The 16,295-nt window shown below is 59.8% G+C and carries 12 protein-coding genes; 3 read left to right on the forward strand and 9 right to left on the reverse strand.

Translation table 11 applies throughout. The annotated features are described in order from the left end of the window. Window positions 1-134: 134 nt before the first annotated feature. From FJ527_RS21035 to FJ527_RS21045, 3 genes are all read right to left on the reverse strand, one after another. The gene (locus FJ527_RS21035; protein ID WP_140619044.1) at window positions 135-1,475 is read right to left on the reverse strand and encodes an adenylate/guanylate cyclase domain-containing protein; all 1,341 of its coding nucleotides are present in this window, start codon (window positions 1,473-1,475) and stop codon (window positions 135-137) included. Between the two features lie 235 nt (window positions 1,476-1,710). Next, window positions 1,711-3,057: a nucleotide sugar dehydrogenase gene (locus FJ527_RS21040; RefSeq protein WP_140619047.1), complete on the reverse strand. Its 1,347-nt coding sequence runs from the start codon at window positions 3,055-3,057 to the stop codon at window positions 1,711-1,713. Window positions 3,058-3,165: 108 nt separating this feature from the next. Beyond that, window positions 3,166-4,329, reverse strand: coding sequence for a DUF3095 domain-containing protein (locus FJ527_RS21045; protein ID WP_140824018.1), 1,164 nt, complete (start codon window positions 4,327-4,329; stop codon window positions 3,166-3,168). A gap of 92 nt (window positions 4,330-4,421) precedes the next feature. Here FJ527_RS21045 and FJ527_RS21050 point away from each other — a divergent pair, with 92 nt between their 5' ends. Next, window positions 4,422-5,510, forward strand: coding sequence for a glycosyltransferase family 4 protein (locus FJ527_RS21050; RefSeq protein ID WP_140619049.1), 1,089 nt, complete (start codon window positions 4,422-4,424; stop codon window positions 5,508-5,510). Continuing rightward, complete coding sequence (locus FJ527_RS21055) at window positions 5,507-6,271, forward strand: polysaccharide deacetylase family protein (protein ID WP_140619051.1); 765 nt, start codon at window positions 5,507-5,509, stop codon at window positions 6,269-6,271. The genes FJ527_RS21050 and FJ527_RS21055 overlap by 4 nt, the downstream gene beginning before the upstream one ends. Before the next feature lie 5 nt (window positions 6,272-6,276). Here FJ527_RS21055 and FJ527_RS21060 read toward each other — a convergent pair whose 3' ends face one another. The 3 genes from FJ527_RS21060 to FJ527_RS21070 form a co-directional block, all read right to left on the reverse strand. After that, a complete protein-coding gene (locus FJ527_RS21060; RefSeq protein WP_140619053.1) occupies window positions 6,277-7,131 on the reverse strand; it encodes an MBL fold metallo-hydrolase in 855 nt (284 codons plus the stop codon). Between the two features lie 159 nt (window positions 7,132-7,290). Next, window positions 7,291-7,740: a cyclic nucleotide-binding domain-containing protein gene (locus tag FJ527_RS21065; RefSeq protein WP_140619055.1), complete on the reverse strand. Its 450-nt coding sequence runs from the start codon at window positions 7,738-7,740 to the stop codon at window positions 7,291-7,293. Between the two features lie 83 nt (window positions 7,741-7,823). Beyond that, window positions 7,824-10,538: an ABC transporter ATP-binding protein gene (locus tag FJ527_RS21070; RefSeq protein WP_140619057.1), complete on the reverse strand. Its 2,715-nt coding sequence runs from the start codon at window positions 10,536-10,538 to the stop codon at window positions 7,824-7,826. Window positions 10,539-10,810: 272 nt separating this feature from the next. On the opposite strand from FJ527_RS21070, the gene FJ527_RS21075 reads away from it, so the two are divergent. Next, window positions 10,811-11,482, forward strand: coding sequence for a class I SAM-dependent methyltransferase (locus FJ527_RS21075; protein WP_140619282.1), 672 nt, complete (start codon window positions 10,811-10,813; stop codon window positions 11,480-11,482). 210 nt (window positions 11,483-11,692) lie between these two features. Here the strand turns inward: FJ527_RS21075 and FJ527_RS21080 are convergent, their stop codons facing one another. From FJ527_RS21080 to FJ527_RS21090, 3 genes are read right to left on the reverse strand one after another with little or no spacing between them, the layout of a single operon-like run. After that, complete coding sequence (locus FJ527_RS21080) at window positions 11,693-12,868, reverse strand: glycosyltransferase family protein (protein ID WP_140619060.1); 1,176 nt, start codon at window positions 12,866-12,868, stop codon at window positions 11,693-11,695. Then, window positions 12,865-14,109, reverse strand: coding sequence for a glycosyltransferase family 4 protein (locus FJ527_RS21085; protein ID WP_140619062.1), 1,245 nt, complete (start codon window positions 14,107-14,109; stop codon window positions 12,865-12,867). Before FJ527_RS21085 ends, FJ527_RS21080 begins: the two co-directional genes overlap by 4 nt. Window position 14,110: 1 nt before the next feature. Beyond that, window positions 14,111-15,325, reverse strand: coding sequence for a glycosyltransferase family protein (locus tag FJ527_RS21090; RefSeq protein WP_140619064.1), 1,215 nt, complete (start codon window positions 15,323-15,325; stop codon window positions 14,111-14,113). Window positions 15,326-16,295: the final 970 nt, after the last annotated feature.

A 16,295-nucleotide genomic window follows, 5' to 3' on the forward strand; every position in this document is an offset into this window, starting at 1 on the left:
GCCGGCCTGCCGGGCGGCAAACCAGAAAGTGAGACTAGCGTATTGCAGGCTTAGAGCAACTTGGATTCGAAAGGGTTGCCAGCGGCGAACCGGGCGACCGACATAACAAGGTGTTCGGATCAGATTGGGCCAGGCTACTGGAGCTTCCTCGGGTCGCCCGGCGACAGCCGTGCGGCATCGCGATGAAGCAGCATGACCTGCTCTGCCTCCGATCTCCGGTCGTAGATCGCCTCCAGCGCACTCTCTTCATCGAGCGCGAGAGCGCCCGACAGATCTGGTGAAAGCACCGTCAGCTTCTGCTTGAGCCCCGCCAGTTCCTCGCTGCCGAGCGTCAGCCAGCTGTTGGCGCCGCAATAGCTGGCGAAGTCCTTGCTGGCGAGAACGCGGTGCGGGTATTTCTTGGTCAGGGTCTGGAGACGCTGGACCTCGTTTACAGCCGAGCCAAACACGGAGAATGTGAGCCGGTCGGTAAGCCCGACATTGCCGAACATCACGTTGCCGACATGCAGGCCGATGCCAAATTTTATGTCGGACAACCCTTTTTCCTTTCTTCGCAGATTGAGCTCCATCATGCGCGCAGTGGCCTTGTGCGCTGCCGCCAGAGCAGCCTGGCAGGCGATCTCGGACTGCGAGCGATGCCTTTCGCAAGGATAGACGGCAATGAAGCCATCACCTATGAAACTCATGATCTGCCCGCCTTTGCGATTGAAAGGTGCGGCAATGGCGTCGAAAAATTGGTTCAGCGTATCGATGTAGATTTCGCGGCCCGACGTTTCGGCAAGCCGTGTCGACCCGCGCATGTCGGCCATGACCAGTGCGGCCCGGATTGTATCGCCCTCGCCGCGCTTGATCTGGCCGTCCAGCACGCGTCTGCCGGCGTCGCCGCCGAGATAAGTGGTCATCATGTTGTCGGCCAGCTTGGTGAGCACCGCCATTTTGGTTGCGATGGCGAGATGGTTTTGGATACGCAGCAGCGCCGAAATCATGCTGTCGCTGAAACCTGAAGCACTGTCGGTCGACCAGGACCCGATCATGCCCTGACTGGTATTGCCGTTGAAGGGATGGACGAAAGCCATGTAGTCGGTCACGCCCATAAGCCTGAGTTCATCGAAGACAGGAAATTCCGACGGGACCGACGGGTCGAGACGACGCCGCAGATGGTCGAGCTTGTTGCTGAGCAGATGGTAGTATGGGCTGGTCAGGAACGTGTCGGAATGAACGCCGTCCTTTTTGCGGAAGCCTTCCACTTCCATGCCTTGGCCGCGAAGCCAGGTGAAGCCGAGCGCGTCATAGAGCGGATGAAGCATCGAAAAGCTCAAATGCACCCGCTTCAACGGCAGGCCGGCAGCAGCCAGCCGCTCGCAAAACCCCTTTACCAGTGTTTCCAGCTCGTTGCCTGCCAGCGCCGACTGAGTAAGCCAGTCGGCAACCTTATCCATGAGAATTGTGGAAATTTCTGCTCGCGCCATGCTCATACCACCTCGAAACCCGTCGACTGCGATCCGCCATAACACAGTCCGCCAGCGACCCAAAGATACCCCAAGTCAACGGTCGCGTGCGGCGGCAAAGGCGAAGGAATTCCCGAGTGACTGTCGTTGCAACCAAGGTACAGGCTTAACTGCATTCATGCCTTGCGGCCTTATGTGGCGAAGCTGCGGCCGGAGTGCAATCACGTTCCTGACATCGGCAAAGTCGCCACCGGGGCGCTTGTCAGGCCTTCACCACCGTCTCTCGGAGCAGCCCGAGACGGCCAAAAACATTGCGTGTGTCGACGATCAGAAGGGCGTGATCAGCGACAGCCTTATAGTCGATCGCGTCATGGTCGGTTGCAACGACGACAGCATCGAAATCCTTCACCACCGCCTCGGTCAACTCGAGCGAGCGGCGCCCCCTGAGGGCCATATGCTCCCGTGTGGTCGGGATCTCGGGAACATGCGGATCGTGGAATTCCGCCTTGCCGCCCCATTCCTCGATAAGTTCGATGAGCCGCAATGAGGGGCTTTCGCGGATGTCGGGCACATTCTTCTTGTAGGCGAGCCCGATGATGAGAATGCGCGAGCGGCTGAGCGCCTTGCCGCAGCGCCGGTCCAGTGCTTTGGCCAGTTCATCGACCACGTGACGCGGCATAGCAGTGTTGATCTCTGCCGCCAGCTCGATGAAGCGGGTCGGCAGTTCGTATTCGCGCGCCTTCCACGTCAGGTAGAAGGGATCGATTGGAACACAGTGCCCGCCCAATCCGGGGCCTGGATAAAAAGGCATGTAGCCGAAGGGCTTGCTCCTGGCCGCCTCGACCACCTCCCAGATGTCGATGCCCATCGCGCCGAGCACGACCTTCAATTCGTTGACGAGGGCTATGTTGACTGACCGGAATATGTTTTCCGTCAGCTTGACTGCCTCTGCGGTTGCCGTGCTGGAAACCGGAACGACGGTTTTGACGACCCCTTGGTAGAAAGCCTGCACGAGCGTCGCCGCTTCAATGCCGTCACCTGCCACGACCTTTGGGATCGTCGCGACTTCAAAGTTGCGGTTGCCGGGATCCTCGCGTTCGGGCGAGAAGCCGAGGAAGAAGTCTATCTTCGACTGCAAGCCGGTTTCTTCCAGTATGGGCTTGATCACATCGTCGGTGGTGCCGGGATAGGTGGTAGATTCCAGCACGACGAGGTGGCCGAGACGCAGATGCTTTGCGATGATGCCAGTCGTGTTCCTGACAAAGGAGAGGTCCGGCTCACGGTTTTTTGTCAGCGGTGTCGGAACGCAGATGATGATGATGTCGCAGGTCGACAGTTCGGCAAAATCCGCTGTGGCGCGGAACCGTCCACTCGCCACGTGGCCGGCGAGGGCTGTCGACGTCACCGCCTCAATGTAGGATTGGCCGTTGTTCAGGCTCTCGACCTTCTGGGCTTCAATGTCGAAGCCGAAAACCGGGAAGCCGGCGCGTGCGACCGCAATCGCGAGCGGCAACCCGACATAGCCCAATCCGATCACGCCGACATGCGCGGTGTGCGCCGAGATACGGTTCAGCAGACGGTCATATGCCGAAGATCGTGAAGCGTCCAAATCTGCTTTCCCGTTAGTTGGGACAGGATGGCCGGTGTCAGGCGCGGCTTACCAGTCCCACAGAACCATGGCCGAGGCATATTGCGGAAAGTGGATTCTCGCAAGCCGTCATCCGACCGGCAACTTTGCCTTCAGGTCTGCAGCAGCCATCGCATAGCCGCCAGCCGCACCGTCTATGAAATGAACATGATCGCGGTGCAGCGGCGAGGCGACGAGGCATGTCATCAAGGCCGATTTCTGGCGGTGCAGGCCATAATTGCAGATGCCGGCCTCTTCCGCCTGTTTCAGCCGGTTCTCTATCCGTTGCAACACATCAGCATCAACGTCGATGGTCATCTTCAAGCCGTCGTCGAATTTCCGGAAATCCGAATTGCTGGCCACGTTGCGTTTGTAGATCTTCGGATCGAAACCGCCGACGGTCCAGCCATATCTATCGGCGACGGCCGTAAGCGCCATCAGGAACACTATCCACAGCTTCGACAGCCATCGCCGTCCCACCGGCGCCGTGGCTCGCGCCTCGATATCGAGGCCGGCGGGCAGCAAGCTGTAACTCGGCCCATTCACCGGCACCGGGTGGCCATCGCGTTCCTGTCTGCTGGCAATGGCGATGATGTCGGACGCCAGAAACTGAAAACCGCGCAGATCGCGCGACGACCCCGGAGTGGCTATGATCGAGACGATTTCGCCATGACGGGTTCCGATCGGGTTCCAGCGGCAGGACAGGCCGGTCAGGTCCGGCCGTGCGCCAGCCGGAGCAGGATCGATGCGGTAGCGCCCCGCTTTCATCTCGGCTTCCGCCCAACTGCCGCCACCGCCGGCGAACATGGTATAGAAGATGGCATCGGATGCTTGGAACCTTGCCACGCGAACGTCGAGGCCTTGCGCTCGAATATCCTTTATCGGCACGATTGCGGCACGCAGGGTTAGGTCCAGTTCGTCCGCCACCCATCTCTGGACAGCCGCCAGCGCCTTGCGGGTGGGCTCCATCGCAGAGCCGGGAAAGGCGACGAGCGCCCCATCGCCGCCGAAGACAAAGGGAAGGTCTTGCCGACCCAGCGCGTTGAGGAGGGCCGAAATGACACTGGCGCCGGCCATATTGACCGTTTTATAGCGTCCCGTCTCGATCGCCTTGGTCGAGCCGACAATGTCGGCGGTGGCCAGCGCCCAACCATCGGGGAGGGGCCGATAGTTGTCGATGTCGGCAACGCTTTCGAATTTTGCGAAGACCGGCAAAGAAGCGACAAACGGGTCCGAGGCGGCAGCTGTTTCCATGAGTATCAGATAGCACATTCCACTGCTTGGAGGTGCAGTCGATGGTGCTTGGAATTTGACTTGCGCATGCTTTCCGATGATAGGGTCGCGCAATGCGAATTGCCTTCTACGCGCCGCTGAAGTCACCCAATCATTCCGTTGCCTCCGGCGACCGCCAGATGGCACGCACGCTGGTCAAGGCGCTGGAGCATGGAGGACATAGCGTCGAACTGGCATCCGAATTGCGCTTCTATCTACGCGAACCGGAGCCGGAACGTTTCGATGCGCTCAAGATAGAGGCCAAAGAGGAAGCCGCGCGGCTGACGCGGCTTTGGGATCGTGATGGCAAGCCCGATCTATGGTTCTGCTATCATCCTTATTACAAGGCGCCCGACCTGATCGGGCCCGGGCTGGCGTCGACCTTTGCTGTCCCATATGTGACAGCGGAAGCTTCCTATTCGAGGCGCCGCAATGCCGGTTTGTGGGCTGATACACAAGCGCTGGTCGTCCAAGCGGTCCAACAGGCGGCGCTGAACATCTGCTTCACGCAAAGAGATCGTCGGGGACTGGCAGATGCGATACCCGAGGTCGCTCTTGATATGCTGTCACCCTTCATCGACACATCGGTCTTCCATGAACTGCCGGCACGAGGTTGCCCGACGCGCCTCGTTGCTGTTGCCATGATGCGCCAGGGCGACAAAGTCGAAAGCTATCGCATGCTGGCGCAAGCGCTGGGTCAGATTGGCCATTTGCCCTGGACGATGTCGGTCGTCGGCGACGGGCCTGCCCGTGACGAGGTCAAGGCGCAATTTGCCGGCTTCGCCGCCGAGCGTATCGAATGGCTCGGCGCGATCGATCCAGCCGCCGTGCCGGATGTCCTCTATGGGGGAGGAATTTACGTCTGGCCGGGTTACGGGGAGGCCTATGGCGTTGCCTATCTTGAAGCACAAGCCGCCGGTCTTCCGGTGGTGGCTCAGGACATCGCCGGCGTGCCGGAAGTCGTGCGAGACGGCCAGACCGGGTTTCTCACCCCGCCGCGAGATGTGGCCGCCTTCGCTTCTGCCATTGAAAGGCTTCTGGCCCGTAAAGACGAGAGAACCATCATGGCAGCAGAAGCCAGACGTTTCATCCTTGAAGAACGTTCCCTCGGCATTGCAGCGGCGCGCCTGGTCGAACTTCTTTCGAAGGTCTCGGTTTCATGACATCCTGCGATCGAGTCTGGCAGCCCTTGGTGGAAGAATTGGCGGGCCGGCAACGGGCCGGTCGCAAGGCAGAGTTCTGGCTGCGCGACGATGATGCCGTGGATCCGACGCCGGCGCTTGATCGGCTGCTCGACCTCACGGGTGAGTTCACCGTTCCGGTCACTCTGGCCGTCATTCCGGCCCTCACGGATGAGAAGCTTGCTGCCCGGCTAGACGAGGCGCCGCATGCCACAGTGGCCATGCATGGCTGGGTGCATCGAAATCATGCTCCCGAGGGTCACAAAAAGCAGGAGCTCGGCGCCCATCGGCCAGGGGAGGCCGTTCTTGAAGAACTGGCTGGCGGGCTGTCGCACCTAACGGGCCTGCACGGCGCGCGAACCGTCCCGATGCTCGTGCCCCCCTGGAACAGGATCGACGCCGGCCTGGTCTCCGACCTTGGATCGATAGGATTTGCGGCATTGTCGGTCTTCGGGCCCCCGGACCCGGCTTCACTGGCGGTCATCAACTGCAATGTCGACATCATGGATTGGCATGGCACGCGCGGCTGCCGCGACCACGGTCTATTGATCCAGGCAATCGTCGCGCGCTTGCAGGATGCATTCGACGACGAACCGGTCGGCCTGCTCACTCATCATCTCGTACACGATGAATCGGCCTGGCTTTTCCTTGAACGGCTGTTCACGGTCACTGCACAGATTGACTCCTGCGTATGGCTTCCAATCAGGACATTGATCGGGCGCTGCGCAGGTAAGGGAAGATAGCTCGCTCACCGCTTTTTGGGCAAGGAGACTGGAAATTCGAGGGTATGCCCATCCCGCGCCGCAAATGCGCCGGTAAACCTGTCTTTGGCCAGTTTCTCGATCTCATCCAGTTCCTCGTCGGTGCGTGTCGCATCGTGATGAAACAGCGCAAGCCCTCGCGCACCGGCGGCGCCACAGAGTTTGATCCCCTGTTGCCATGTCGAGTGCCCGTTACCGCGGCGGCGTTCCATTTCCTCATCGGTGTAGGTGCAATCGTAGATGACGAGGTCGGCATCTTGGATCAGGCCGAGCACTGCGGGATCGAGTTTGTCGGGCTCGTGCTCAGTGTCGGTGATCACCGACACCACACGGCCACCCCATTCGACCCGGTAGCCGATGCAGCCGCCTGGGTGAACAAGACTGCCCGTCCGGACCACCACCCCTTCGCGGGGCCGAAGCACGTCTCCGGCCACGAAGTCGCGGCAGTCGAGGCTTGCCTTGCAGGCCTCCAGCTTCACCGGAAACCAAGGCGGCCGGATGAATGCATCGACCATCTGCCGGGTCGTCATGCGCCCGGCAAGGTGCCCGGACCAAAGCGTAACCGTGACGCTCCGGTCGTAGATCGGCGCAAAGAATGGCAGCCCGATAATGTGATCGTAGTGGCAATGCGTGAAAAGTAGGTCGAAATCGGTCACGCCCAACGTCCGAAGCGCCCCGCCGGCAGGCCGCAGGCCAGAGCCCGCGTCGAACAGAAGCGTATGCTTACCACAGCGCATTTCAATGCAGCTTGTGTTGCCGCCATAGCGAGAGAATTCTGGCCCCGATACCGGGATGCTGCCGCGCACTCCCCAAAACCTGACCAGGAAAACGTCGTCGTCCATGGTAGCCCCTTCGCAGTCCCGTCACTCATCGTAGCCAAACAACTGCCGCTAGCACCAGGAAAAGTGTGAACCGTTTTCCGTTTGCCGATGTCCTCCAGTGACCTTCTCAGCCAAAGGCTTGCGCTATAATGACGGGGAGCGTCGACCGCATCTCATTGGCTATTTGGCACTTCGTGCATCGATCAGATCGGCGGTGGTGTGGCTTAGGCGATCGGCAAGAACCCGCAATATCTCGATGGTCATTTCCGGGGACTCCTTCATGAGTCTCAGGAAATGATCCTTGCGAATTCTCAAGGCTTCCAGCTGACTTGCCGCTCTGACGGTGGCTGTGCGCGAGCTGTTGCACAGTATGGCGATCTCGCCAACAATCGAATTTGGCGCCATTTCGGCTACTTTTAACGGCCCTTTGTCGGAATCGACCAGAATATCTGCCTTGCCTGAAAGGATGACATAGGCGGCATCTCCCTCGTCGCCCTGCCGGAAAAGGATCTGGCCCGCGCCGTAGCTGACGCGATCGGAGGTGAACGCAAGCAGTTTGAGCTTTGTCAACTCAATGCCAGAAAACAAGGGAACGCGTTGCAGCATTCCAACTTCATCCTTGAGCAGCATTGTCGCAAACCTCAAAATTCGCGTTTGCCAGATTAGAGCAACGCGCGCCCAGATGGAATTGGTTCCGTATCCGGGACGTCGCTCTACGACACCAGTTCCTTGAAGACGCCGTCGCCTGCCAAAAGTGTCTCGTGTGTTCCGTCTTCCACCAATTCACCCGAGTCGAACACGATGACGCGATCGAACATCATCGCCATGGACGGATTCGTCACCACCCAGACAATTGCCGGCGAATGGTCGTCGCGTCTGGCTTCCTCGAGAACGTTCCGCAACACCTTATCTTGCATGCGCTGATCGAGCGCCGACAGCGGCCGGTTGAGAATGAGAAAATCGGGACGCTTGAGCAGCGCTCGGGCAACGTCGAGCTTCTGTCGCTGTCCACCGGTCAGCCGCCTGCCGCCGGCGCCGACGTTGAAATCCAGGCCGACATTGAGAAGCTCGCCATAAAGCCCCAGCTCGTCAAGAAGGTCATAGAGGATGGAGCGTATGCGGTCCGGCGCGTCGGGGTGATTGTTGCCCACACGCCCGAACAGCACATTATCCATGACAGTAGCGGCGGCAATGTATTTGCCCGGATCGTACCGTTCGATCGCGTCATGCAGCTCGGTCGGCAGGTTTTCATAGAACCGGTTGCGGGCAGTGACGATCTTGCTCATCAGCTCATCGCTCAAAAGGCCGAAGCGGTGCCGGGGCTCGATATAGGCAAAGCTCAAGCTAACGATCATGGCGCGGTCGGTCTCCGAAACCGCCTCGTAGGGACGGTTCTTGAGCCGTTGCAGCAAGGTTTCGTAGGCCGGTATCTCCTCGGCGCTCATGAAGGCGAGCTGCTGGAAAAACTGGTGATCGGCTGGCAGGTCGGCAAACAGCTCGATCGCCTGTTCGGCGATCTCCATGCCCATTTCGTACAGCGTGCGGTCGAGACCGGCTTCATTGAGCACAGAAGCAAAATAGGGGTTGGCAGCCAGCGCCCTATCCGCCAGTTCAGGGCCGGCCGCAGCGCCGAAGAGCAGGTTCTGGCCGATTGTCGCTTCCTTGTTGTAGGCGCCCGGTTCGAAAGGAACCACCAGTCCGCTCAGCCCTTCCTGTTCAAGCCGGGTTCGCAACGCCGCACGCAGTTCGACGATGCGCTTGGCAAGTTCCGTGTGACGCTTGAGGTCGGCCGAAGAGCGCAAGCCAAGGTCCAGAATGTCGCGCGACAGAACAACCGCGTCGAGCACCCGGCGCACGGCTTCAAAGAGGTCGTGCGGGCCGGTGGCGCCGGCGGAAGCATAGTTGATCCAGTCGCTGCGGATATCAAGATCCGGATTGCCCGACCGGCGCGCCTCTTCGATGTTCCAGCGGTGTTGGTCTGCCGCTGCACCGTCGTAAGTCACCGGTGTCAGCGGCGCATGTTTCAACCCGTAGAGCAAGTTATCGCGGAGGCTTGCCTGGAACAGGAAAACATCCGACGAGGCATACGACATGCGCCGTCCGGTCACCGCTTCGGGGAGTTCAAGCAGGTCGTGGGTGCCCGAAACGATCCTTCCGCTGTCGGGCCAGTTCAGCCGCGCAAAGGCCTCTGCAAGCGCTTCGGCTCCCCCTGTTGCAGTGCTGACCAGCGCCACCGTCTCACCCGGCTTGACCTGGAGGGAGACACGGTTGAGAAGGATCGCACCGCCATCGTCTGCTATGGACAGACCGATTGCCGACAGGGGGGCGGTCATCGGATCGGGATCGTCGATCGCCAACGCCCCGATTGTAGGCGAAATGAGACCCTCCACAGTGAACTGTTCAACCACCTGCTGATATTTGACCTGGACATCCTGCCGATCCTGGTCCCAGTCGATCAGTTCCTTCATCGGTCCGGGCAGGTCCTTGTAGGCGCCGATCACGGCCACGAGCTGGCCGACGTCCAGCCGACCCTCAATGGCTAGGTAACCGCCGATCATGTAGAACAGAAAGGGCGTGAGCTGCGCGAGAAAATTGTTGAGGAACTTTACCATGAATTTCCATTGGTAAAGATCGAAGCGGATCTTGAATATGAGCCCGAGCCGGGCAGCTATGTCGGCGCGCTCGTAGTTTGATGTATCGTGGACGTGAACCGCGCCGATACCGTCGACGATTTCGCCAACCCGGCCCGAAAGTGCGCGCGCCGTCAATTGCCGTTGGCGCCCGAGCACGAGCAGCCGCCGGCGCATTCGCGGGATGAGCACGATCTGGATCGTCACGATCACGACCGCTATCAGTCCGAGCCAGACGTTCTGGACCATGATGAAGAGCATGGCGGTCAGCGCCTGACCGCCGAGCAGTACCGGCTGCAGAAAGGCATCGCCGATAAAGCCGCCCAGCGGCTCCACCTCGTCCTTCACCATGGTCGCCACTTCGGCCGATTTCACCCGCTTGAAATATATCGGCGGAAACCGCAGCACACGATCGACCAGATCGAAACGGATACGCCGCAGCATGCGTTCGCCCAGACGGCCCTTGTAGGTGTTGATGTAGAGTTTAAATAGGCCGTTGATGACGACCAGCAGGAGGAACACAAGGCTCAGGGCAAACAGCGTCGCCTTGCGGCCGAGCTGAAAACCGGAGAAGAACAGGACCTCGCCAATGAACGGCAGGCTATAATGCAGCCTCATGAATGGCTGGGTCGCGCCCACTTGGTCGAAGCCTTTACCTTGGATCGGGCCGTTGACGATCAGCTTCGGCAGGTCGAAGGACATGAAATAAGGGACCATCGAAAGCACGACGATCATCAATATCCAAAGCTGCTGCTTTTTCGTGTGGGTCCAGATATAGCGGGCTAGGCTGGGTTCCATATGCGACCGTGGACCCTTTAGTTGGAAGGATGCGGGACGAAGAAGCGGCTACCGGCGCATGGCGTATCGGCAATTTCTGCGTCGCCAATGACAAGCTCGAAGATGCAGTGCACGAACGACGCCGATGGTCCCGACAGATGCAGCCGGCTCTCTCCGGCACCGGGCAATGGCGAAGCGGCTAACAGCATAATCAAATCCGCGGATCAAAACGGCCTTGCGGGGGGCAAGATTGCGTTGTGTCGCCCGAAATCCCACCATACAAGACGAATATGATGGATGTCACGCAACCACGCAATGCCGGCATGGACTGGCGCGAGCAAGCCTTGGACCTCACGCGCGGAATTGGGGCCTATGTCGACCGACCTCTCGTGGCAGGGCTGGCGCGCGTCATCGCCCAGCATCCGAACGCCGATATGGGCAACGCGTTCAACCACAAACAGGTCGCCTGCAAGATGTGGGCGCTCGATCGGCTGTTCGACAGCTGCGGCGGGCGCTTCGGGCGCATATGGGTTCTGGGTGGTTGGTATGGCGTGTTGTCGGCGATGCTTTTCAACGATGTCCGCTTCGACATTGCGGCGGTCGACAGCATTGACATCGATCCCGAAGTCGCGCCCGTCGCCCTGACGCTAAACCGGGACGCCGGCGACCGGTTCCGGGCCATGACGGCAGATATGTACGCACTCGACTATGCGGCCGGGCGTCCCGACCTGACCGTCAATACGAGCTGCGAACACATAGCCGATCTGCGCGCCTGGCTTGCGCTGCTTCCGCAGGGCACGAATGTTCTGCTGCAATCGAATGATTATTTCAGCGAGCCGACGCACGTCAACTGCGTGGCTTCGCTGGCAGCCTTCGAAGCAATGGCGGCACTGCGGGAGGTGCGCTTCTCCGGCGAGCTGCCGACCAAAAATTATACGCGCTTCATGCTGATCGGAACTGTCTAGCTTTTCGCCCAAAATTGCGTAGCGGTTTGGGGCATTAATACACGTCCTTGAAGCGCCTTGCACGAAGCTCACCAGAAGCGACACGCGTTAGAGCAAATTCCAGGAACATGTGAACGGCTCTCCGTTCGGACTTGCGGCAGAACAAGGAGGTAGAGCGGTTCAAAGGTTTACGCGAAACGAGGAACCGCGTTAGGATCCATCGTCTGTTGATCATGAGCTTTTCTTGAAGCCGGGGCCCTGTTTTAGGGACCATGTTCGATGCCGGTCGCGCAGGATTTGCGCCGAGTGACGGGCGCCGTCCAGATTGAGGCGATGCGCGGATGGTCTAGGTGCCACAAGCGCAGCTTCGATCGCTTTCGCCAAACCTTCAGGCGTTAGGTCCCTTTCCATAACAACCGTCGCAAGACCGAGTTCTTCAAGCAGCAGGGCGCGAACCGTTTGTTCTGTTTCACCGCCGGCTGCAAATGGGACGAGCAGGGAGCGACAACCCGCGCGCAGGACATCGCAGACCGTGTTGTAACCCGCCTGCGAGACGGACAGGCGGGCAGCTGTCAGCAGGCTCGCGAAATCCTCGCGGAACCGGAAGATGGACAGGCCCGGCGTGACGTCGTGTGCGATCGCGTCAAACTGGTCTTTCGGCAGGTTTGGGCCGGTGATCAAACACCATTTCCAACCGTTCTTGGCATTCCGCGCCGCTGCGATGGTGGAGCTTACAAGGCTGCTTCCGGCAGCTCCGCCGCCAACTGACACCAGAACGTCGAAGCGCTCGGAGGCCGGGGGCGAGGGCGGCGCGGCAACGAGCCCCGTGTAGGTGACCTCGGCCTTGATCGCCCCGGCCAGTGGAAATGTCTTGTCGACGGTTGCAAAAGCCGGGTCGCCGTGGACCATAACAAGGTCGAAGTGCGTATTGACGAGATCAACCGTTTCCTCATTTCGGCCCGGCTTCACGCGCTCCTGAAGGATGTCACGGATGGACGTCGCCAGCAGCGGTTTGGGCGACGTCGCGTTGATCGCCTCGATCAGCGGCAAGAGTTCGAATCGCATCTGCCGGCGTCCAAATGGAAACGCCTCGACAATCACGACATCAGGCCTGCAATCCCGGAATGCTTGGAGCAGCATCTCTGAACGGCGTTTCTTGAAATCATCGTCGACGGGTATGCCCTGCAGATCGACAAGTCCGGAAAATGTTTCATCACCGGAGGTGACAGGTGGCAGGGTTACAGATTTTACCCCCGGTCCCGGAAACCCTGCGACCGGCGCTCCGCCGGTCACGATCGTTACGTCAAACCCGTCATCGACCAGAGCCGCCGCGACGCGGCTGGTGCGAGCGAGATGTCCGATACCGAGCAGGTGCTGGACATAGAGGAAGGCACGGAGCTGCTTCAATCGATGGCCCGCCACTCGCGCTCGAACAATTCCTTGAGTTGTCCAATGCTCGCCGTATGATCGAAATTGCCGCGCACGTGCCGCTCTGCGGCGTCGCCCAGGCGGGCGCGCAGGACGGGATCCCGGATCAGGCGCTCCAGCGCCTGTGCCAGGGCGATTGGGCTGTTTGTCGGTACCAGCAGCCCGGTTTCATCGGGCGATATAAGCTCCGGCACACCAGAAACATCGGTGGACACGCATGCGAGCCGCTGGCTAGCTGCCTCGACAAGAACATTTGGCAAGCCGTCCCGGTCCCCATTCGCGGTGATCCTGCAGGCCAGGGCGAAGATGTCGGCGCAGCGGTAGTGCTCAAGCACCTGCTCCTGCGCAAGCGCCCCTTTCCAGGCGACGCGATCATCCAGGCCGAGTTTTTGCGCCAGCGCCTTGAGCCGTTCCAGTTCTTCGCCGTCGCCGATATGCTCGAAACGCCAGGCCAAATCGCCAGGCAAGAGGGCAAGGGCCTCCAGCAAGGTATCGTAACCTTTCTTTTCGACGGCCCGTCCGACACTCAGAACGACAACCGCTCCGCCGCGCTCCGAGCCGTCATACTGTTGTCGCGCGTCGCCAAAACTTCCGAAGCGATCAAGGTCGAGCCCATGATAGCTCAGATGCACAGACGAGTTGCCTTTGGCGAGTTTTTTCAGACGATCGAAGCCGGTTTTCGTGCAGGTGACTGTCCAGCGGGCCGAGGAAAGTTTGCCAGCCAAATCCCAGTCCGCCGAAGTCCAGATGTCCTTGGCATGGGCTGAGCAGCTCCAGGGCAGGCTACGAAGCTGGCTGGCGTAGCGCGTCACCGATGCCGGCGTGTGCACGAAATGCGCATGCAACCATCCCGCTTCTTCCGGCCATTCGGCCGCCAGCACGAGCGCTTGCCCGAAGCGGCGTGCGCGATTGCGCGTAAAGTCGCGGGAGATATCGGCTACCAGCGAACCGAGCGCGCGCCAGAAGCTCGGCCGCGGCAAATAGGCACAAAGCGAGCGAAGCACGCGTAGCGGCTCATCATGCAGATATTCCGGCAGGTAGTGGACCGGCGCTTTGATCTCGTCATGGACGGGGTGCCGTTTTGCGTCGGTGGGCCGCCTGAGTGCGACGAGTATCAAATCGAACCCCGCGCGTTCCAGACCGAGCAGTTCCTGTGCGATAAAAGTTTCCGACAGCCGCGGATAGCCCTTCAGGACCACGACGATCTTGCGACGTTGCAAGTCAGTTGGTTCCTTCAACGACCGAAAGGTGATGGCCGGCCCGCCGGTCGAGCAATTCCGCGACAATCTCGGAAATGTGAGGCAGCCCTTCTAGCGTCAGATGCGGATTACTCTGTGAGGGGCGGGGCCGATCCGGCAGCGCCACGAGTGCATCGGCGAATCGCTGGGAGTCCTTGGCTTCGTGCGGCAAAAGCAGCTCGATGAGGCCGAGTTCGGCTGCGCGCCGAGCGCGAATTAGTTGTTCCTGACGTGGCTCGATGCGCGGCACGATCAACGCCGGCTTGTCGAAAGACAATATCTCGCAATAGGTGTTGTAACCACCCATGGCCACCACCGCCTTAGCGCCGGCAATCAGGTCTTCCATGCGGTTGTCGAACTCGATCATCTTGATGTAGGGGATCTTGGCCCCCTTTTTGAGCAGCTTGTTGCGCTTGCGGGCCGGCATGTAAGGCCCAAGCACGATCAGCGCCCTGTGCTGCAGTTGCGGATCCTGCTGATAGACATCGATGACGTCGTGAATCAATTCGGCACCGTCGCCGCCGCCGCCGGTGGTGACCAGGATATAATCGCCCTCGGGCCGGTGGCCGGGCAACTCGTTCCGCTGCAAGCTTCGTTGCAGGAAACCGACGAAACTCATCTTTGCCCTGACAGCCGGCGGCACATCCAGGCCGGTCAGCGGATCGTAGAAATCCGGCGGCCCGTAGACCCAGACCTTGTCGTAGAACAGGCCAATCTTGCGCATCACATCCCTGCGCGCCCACTCTGCCTCGAGCAGGTGCGGCGCATCCATCACCTCGCGCAGGCCAAGCACCAGCGTGGTGCCACGCGTCTTGAGGTAGGACAGAGTATCCTCAATCTCACCGCGCAGGCCGAGCGGTTCCTTGTCGACAATGAAGATATCCGGCCGGAAGGTCTCAGCGGTGTGGCGGATGATCGACTGGCGCATCCTCAGCGTCTCATGCAGATCAATATCCTTTTCCAGCGAGGTGTATTCGCCGTTGCGCAACTTGATGACGCTGGGGATCTTCACGAAGTCGACACGGGCTCTGTAGTCGAAGGCGCCAGCGATAGTCGCACCCGAAATGATAAGCACCTGAAGTCCGCGGAAATCCTCCACCAGCGAATGCGCGATGGTCCGGCAGCGCTGCAAGTGGCCAAGCCCGAACGTGTCGTGGCTGTACATGAGAATTCGAGCGTTTTCTGTGTGCTGGGTCATTGTTGAAAGTCTCTTAGAATTCTCGACTTGAGGGACCGTGAGCGACGCGCCGCTTCGAAACCATCGTGGCTGTGAAAAATGAGGTCGCCATTCTCAAATGTATCGCTTCTGTGGAACGCCTGTCAGACAGGCCTCCCGATTGTCTGACTTCGAAACCTGCCGGGTAGGGAATGTCGCCTTGCGGGAGCGGGCCGAGACTCCCTGTTGAAGTTTGAGGAGGGATCGAAGGGGGCGTGGTATCCAAAAGATCGGCAGAAATCATCCCTCTTGATTCCAATAAGTTTCGGTGTCTCCAAACTCGATTGGATCGGAACGGTGAAGGCGAATTCCGCAATCCTGCCCGTATAGCCGATTGATTGGTCGCCAGGCGTCGCACGGCCCAAATCTGTTGTGGAACTCACTTCGCGCGCCATTGCCCTTGGTCTGGGGGGACCAAAGGTGCTGCCCATCAACCTCTTGAGGGGCGGTCTGATTGTGATTCACCGACCAGAACTGAGTCATCTGCCGCCCAAGCTAGCCGGAATTTCAGTAAGAATCGAGTGGATGCCATCGCTGGCAACACACCGCCCGCAGGTGGGGTGTGCAAGACCTGTGCTTGTCGATCGCCAAGGCCTCCATTTATCTCGCAATGTTCCACCAAGACCAACCCAATTGACCATGCCGCCGAGATGGCTCGCGACCATTTGGTGGCCGTTCATTGGCCACAATGTCCGTTTTTCCCAGATGCGCCAATGCCATCGGAGCGCCTCACCAAGCTTGACCCCAAATCCCCGGCGTCTACAAGTGCAACGAATGGCCTGCCATTCCCTATCAGGGTCGGAACGGTGTTTGAGCGAGATCGGCCCGCACAAATGGATGCTGGGTTGGCACCTCAATGCCTCGTCCAAGAAAGCCGTGTCCGCGCCCCAGCTACTCGGCGTCATCTATACACGGCATTCGCGACCCGATGTCGGACAAGGTTAAGCCGTGG

It is taken from the genome of Mesorhizobium sp. B2-4-18 (genome assembly GCF_006441385.1).
GTDB classification, from domain to species: Bacteria; Pseudomonadota; Alphaproteobacteria; order Rhizobiales; family Rhizobiaceae; genus Mesorhizobium; species Mesorhizobium australicum.

Bases quoted from the DNA above. Each gene is read 5' to 3' on its own strand.
- FJ527_RS21065 (WP_140619055.1), bottom strand. From the start codon at position 7,740: ATGCTGCTCAAGGATGAAGTTGGAATGCTGCAACGCGTTCCCTTGTTT.
- FJ527_RS21070 (WP_140619057.1), bottom strand. From the start codon at position 10,538: ATGGAACCCAGCCTAGCCCGCTATATCTGGACCCACACGAAAAAGCAG.
- FJ527_RS21055 (WP_140619051.1), top strand. From the start codon at position 5,507: ATGACATCCTGCGATCGAGTCTGGCAGCCCTTGGTGGAAGAATTGGCG.
- FJ527_RS21035 (WP_140619044.1), bottom strand. From the start codon at position 1,475: ATGAGCATGGCGCGAGCAGAAATTTCCACAATTCTCATGGATAAGGTT.
- FJ527_RS21075 (WP_140619282.1), top strand. From the start codon at position 10,811: ATGGATGTCACGCAACCACGCAATGCCGGCATGGACTGGCGCGAGCAA.
- FJ527_RS21090 (WP_140619064.1), bottom strand. From the start codon at position 15,325: ATGACCCAGCACACAGAAAACGCTCGAATTCTCATGTACAGCCACGAC.
- FJ527_RS21050 (WP_140619049.1), top strand. From the start codon at position 4,422: ATGCGAATTGCCTTCTACGCGCCGCTGAAGTCACCCAATCATTCCGTT.
- FJ527_RS21060 (WP_140619053.1), bottom strand. From the start codon at position 7,131: ATGGACGACGACGTTTTCCTGGTCAGGTTTTGGGGAGTGCGCGGCAGC.
- FJ527_RS21045 (WP_140824018.1), bottom strand. From the start codon at position 4,329: ATGGAAACAGCTGCCGCCTCGGACCCGTTTGTCGCTTCTTTGCCGGTC.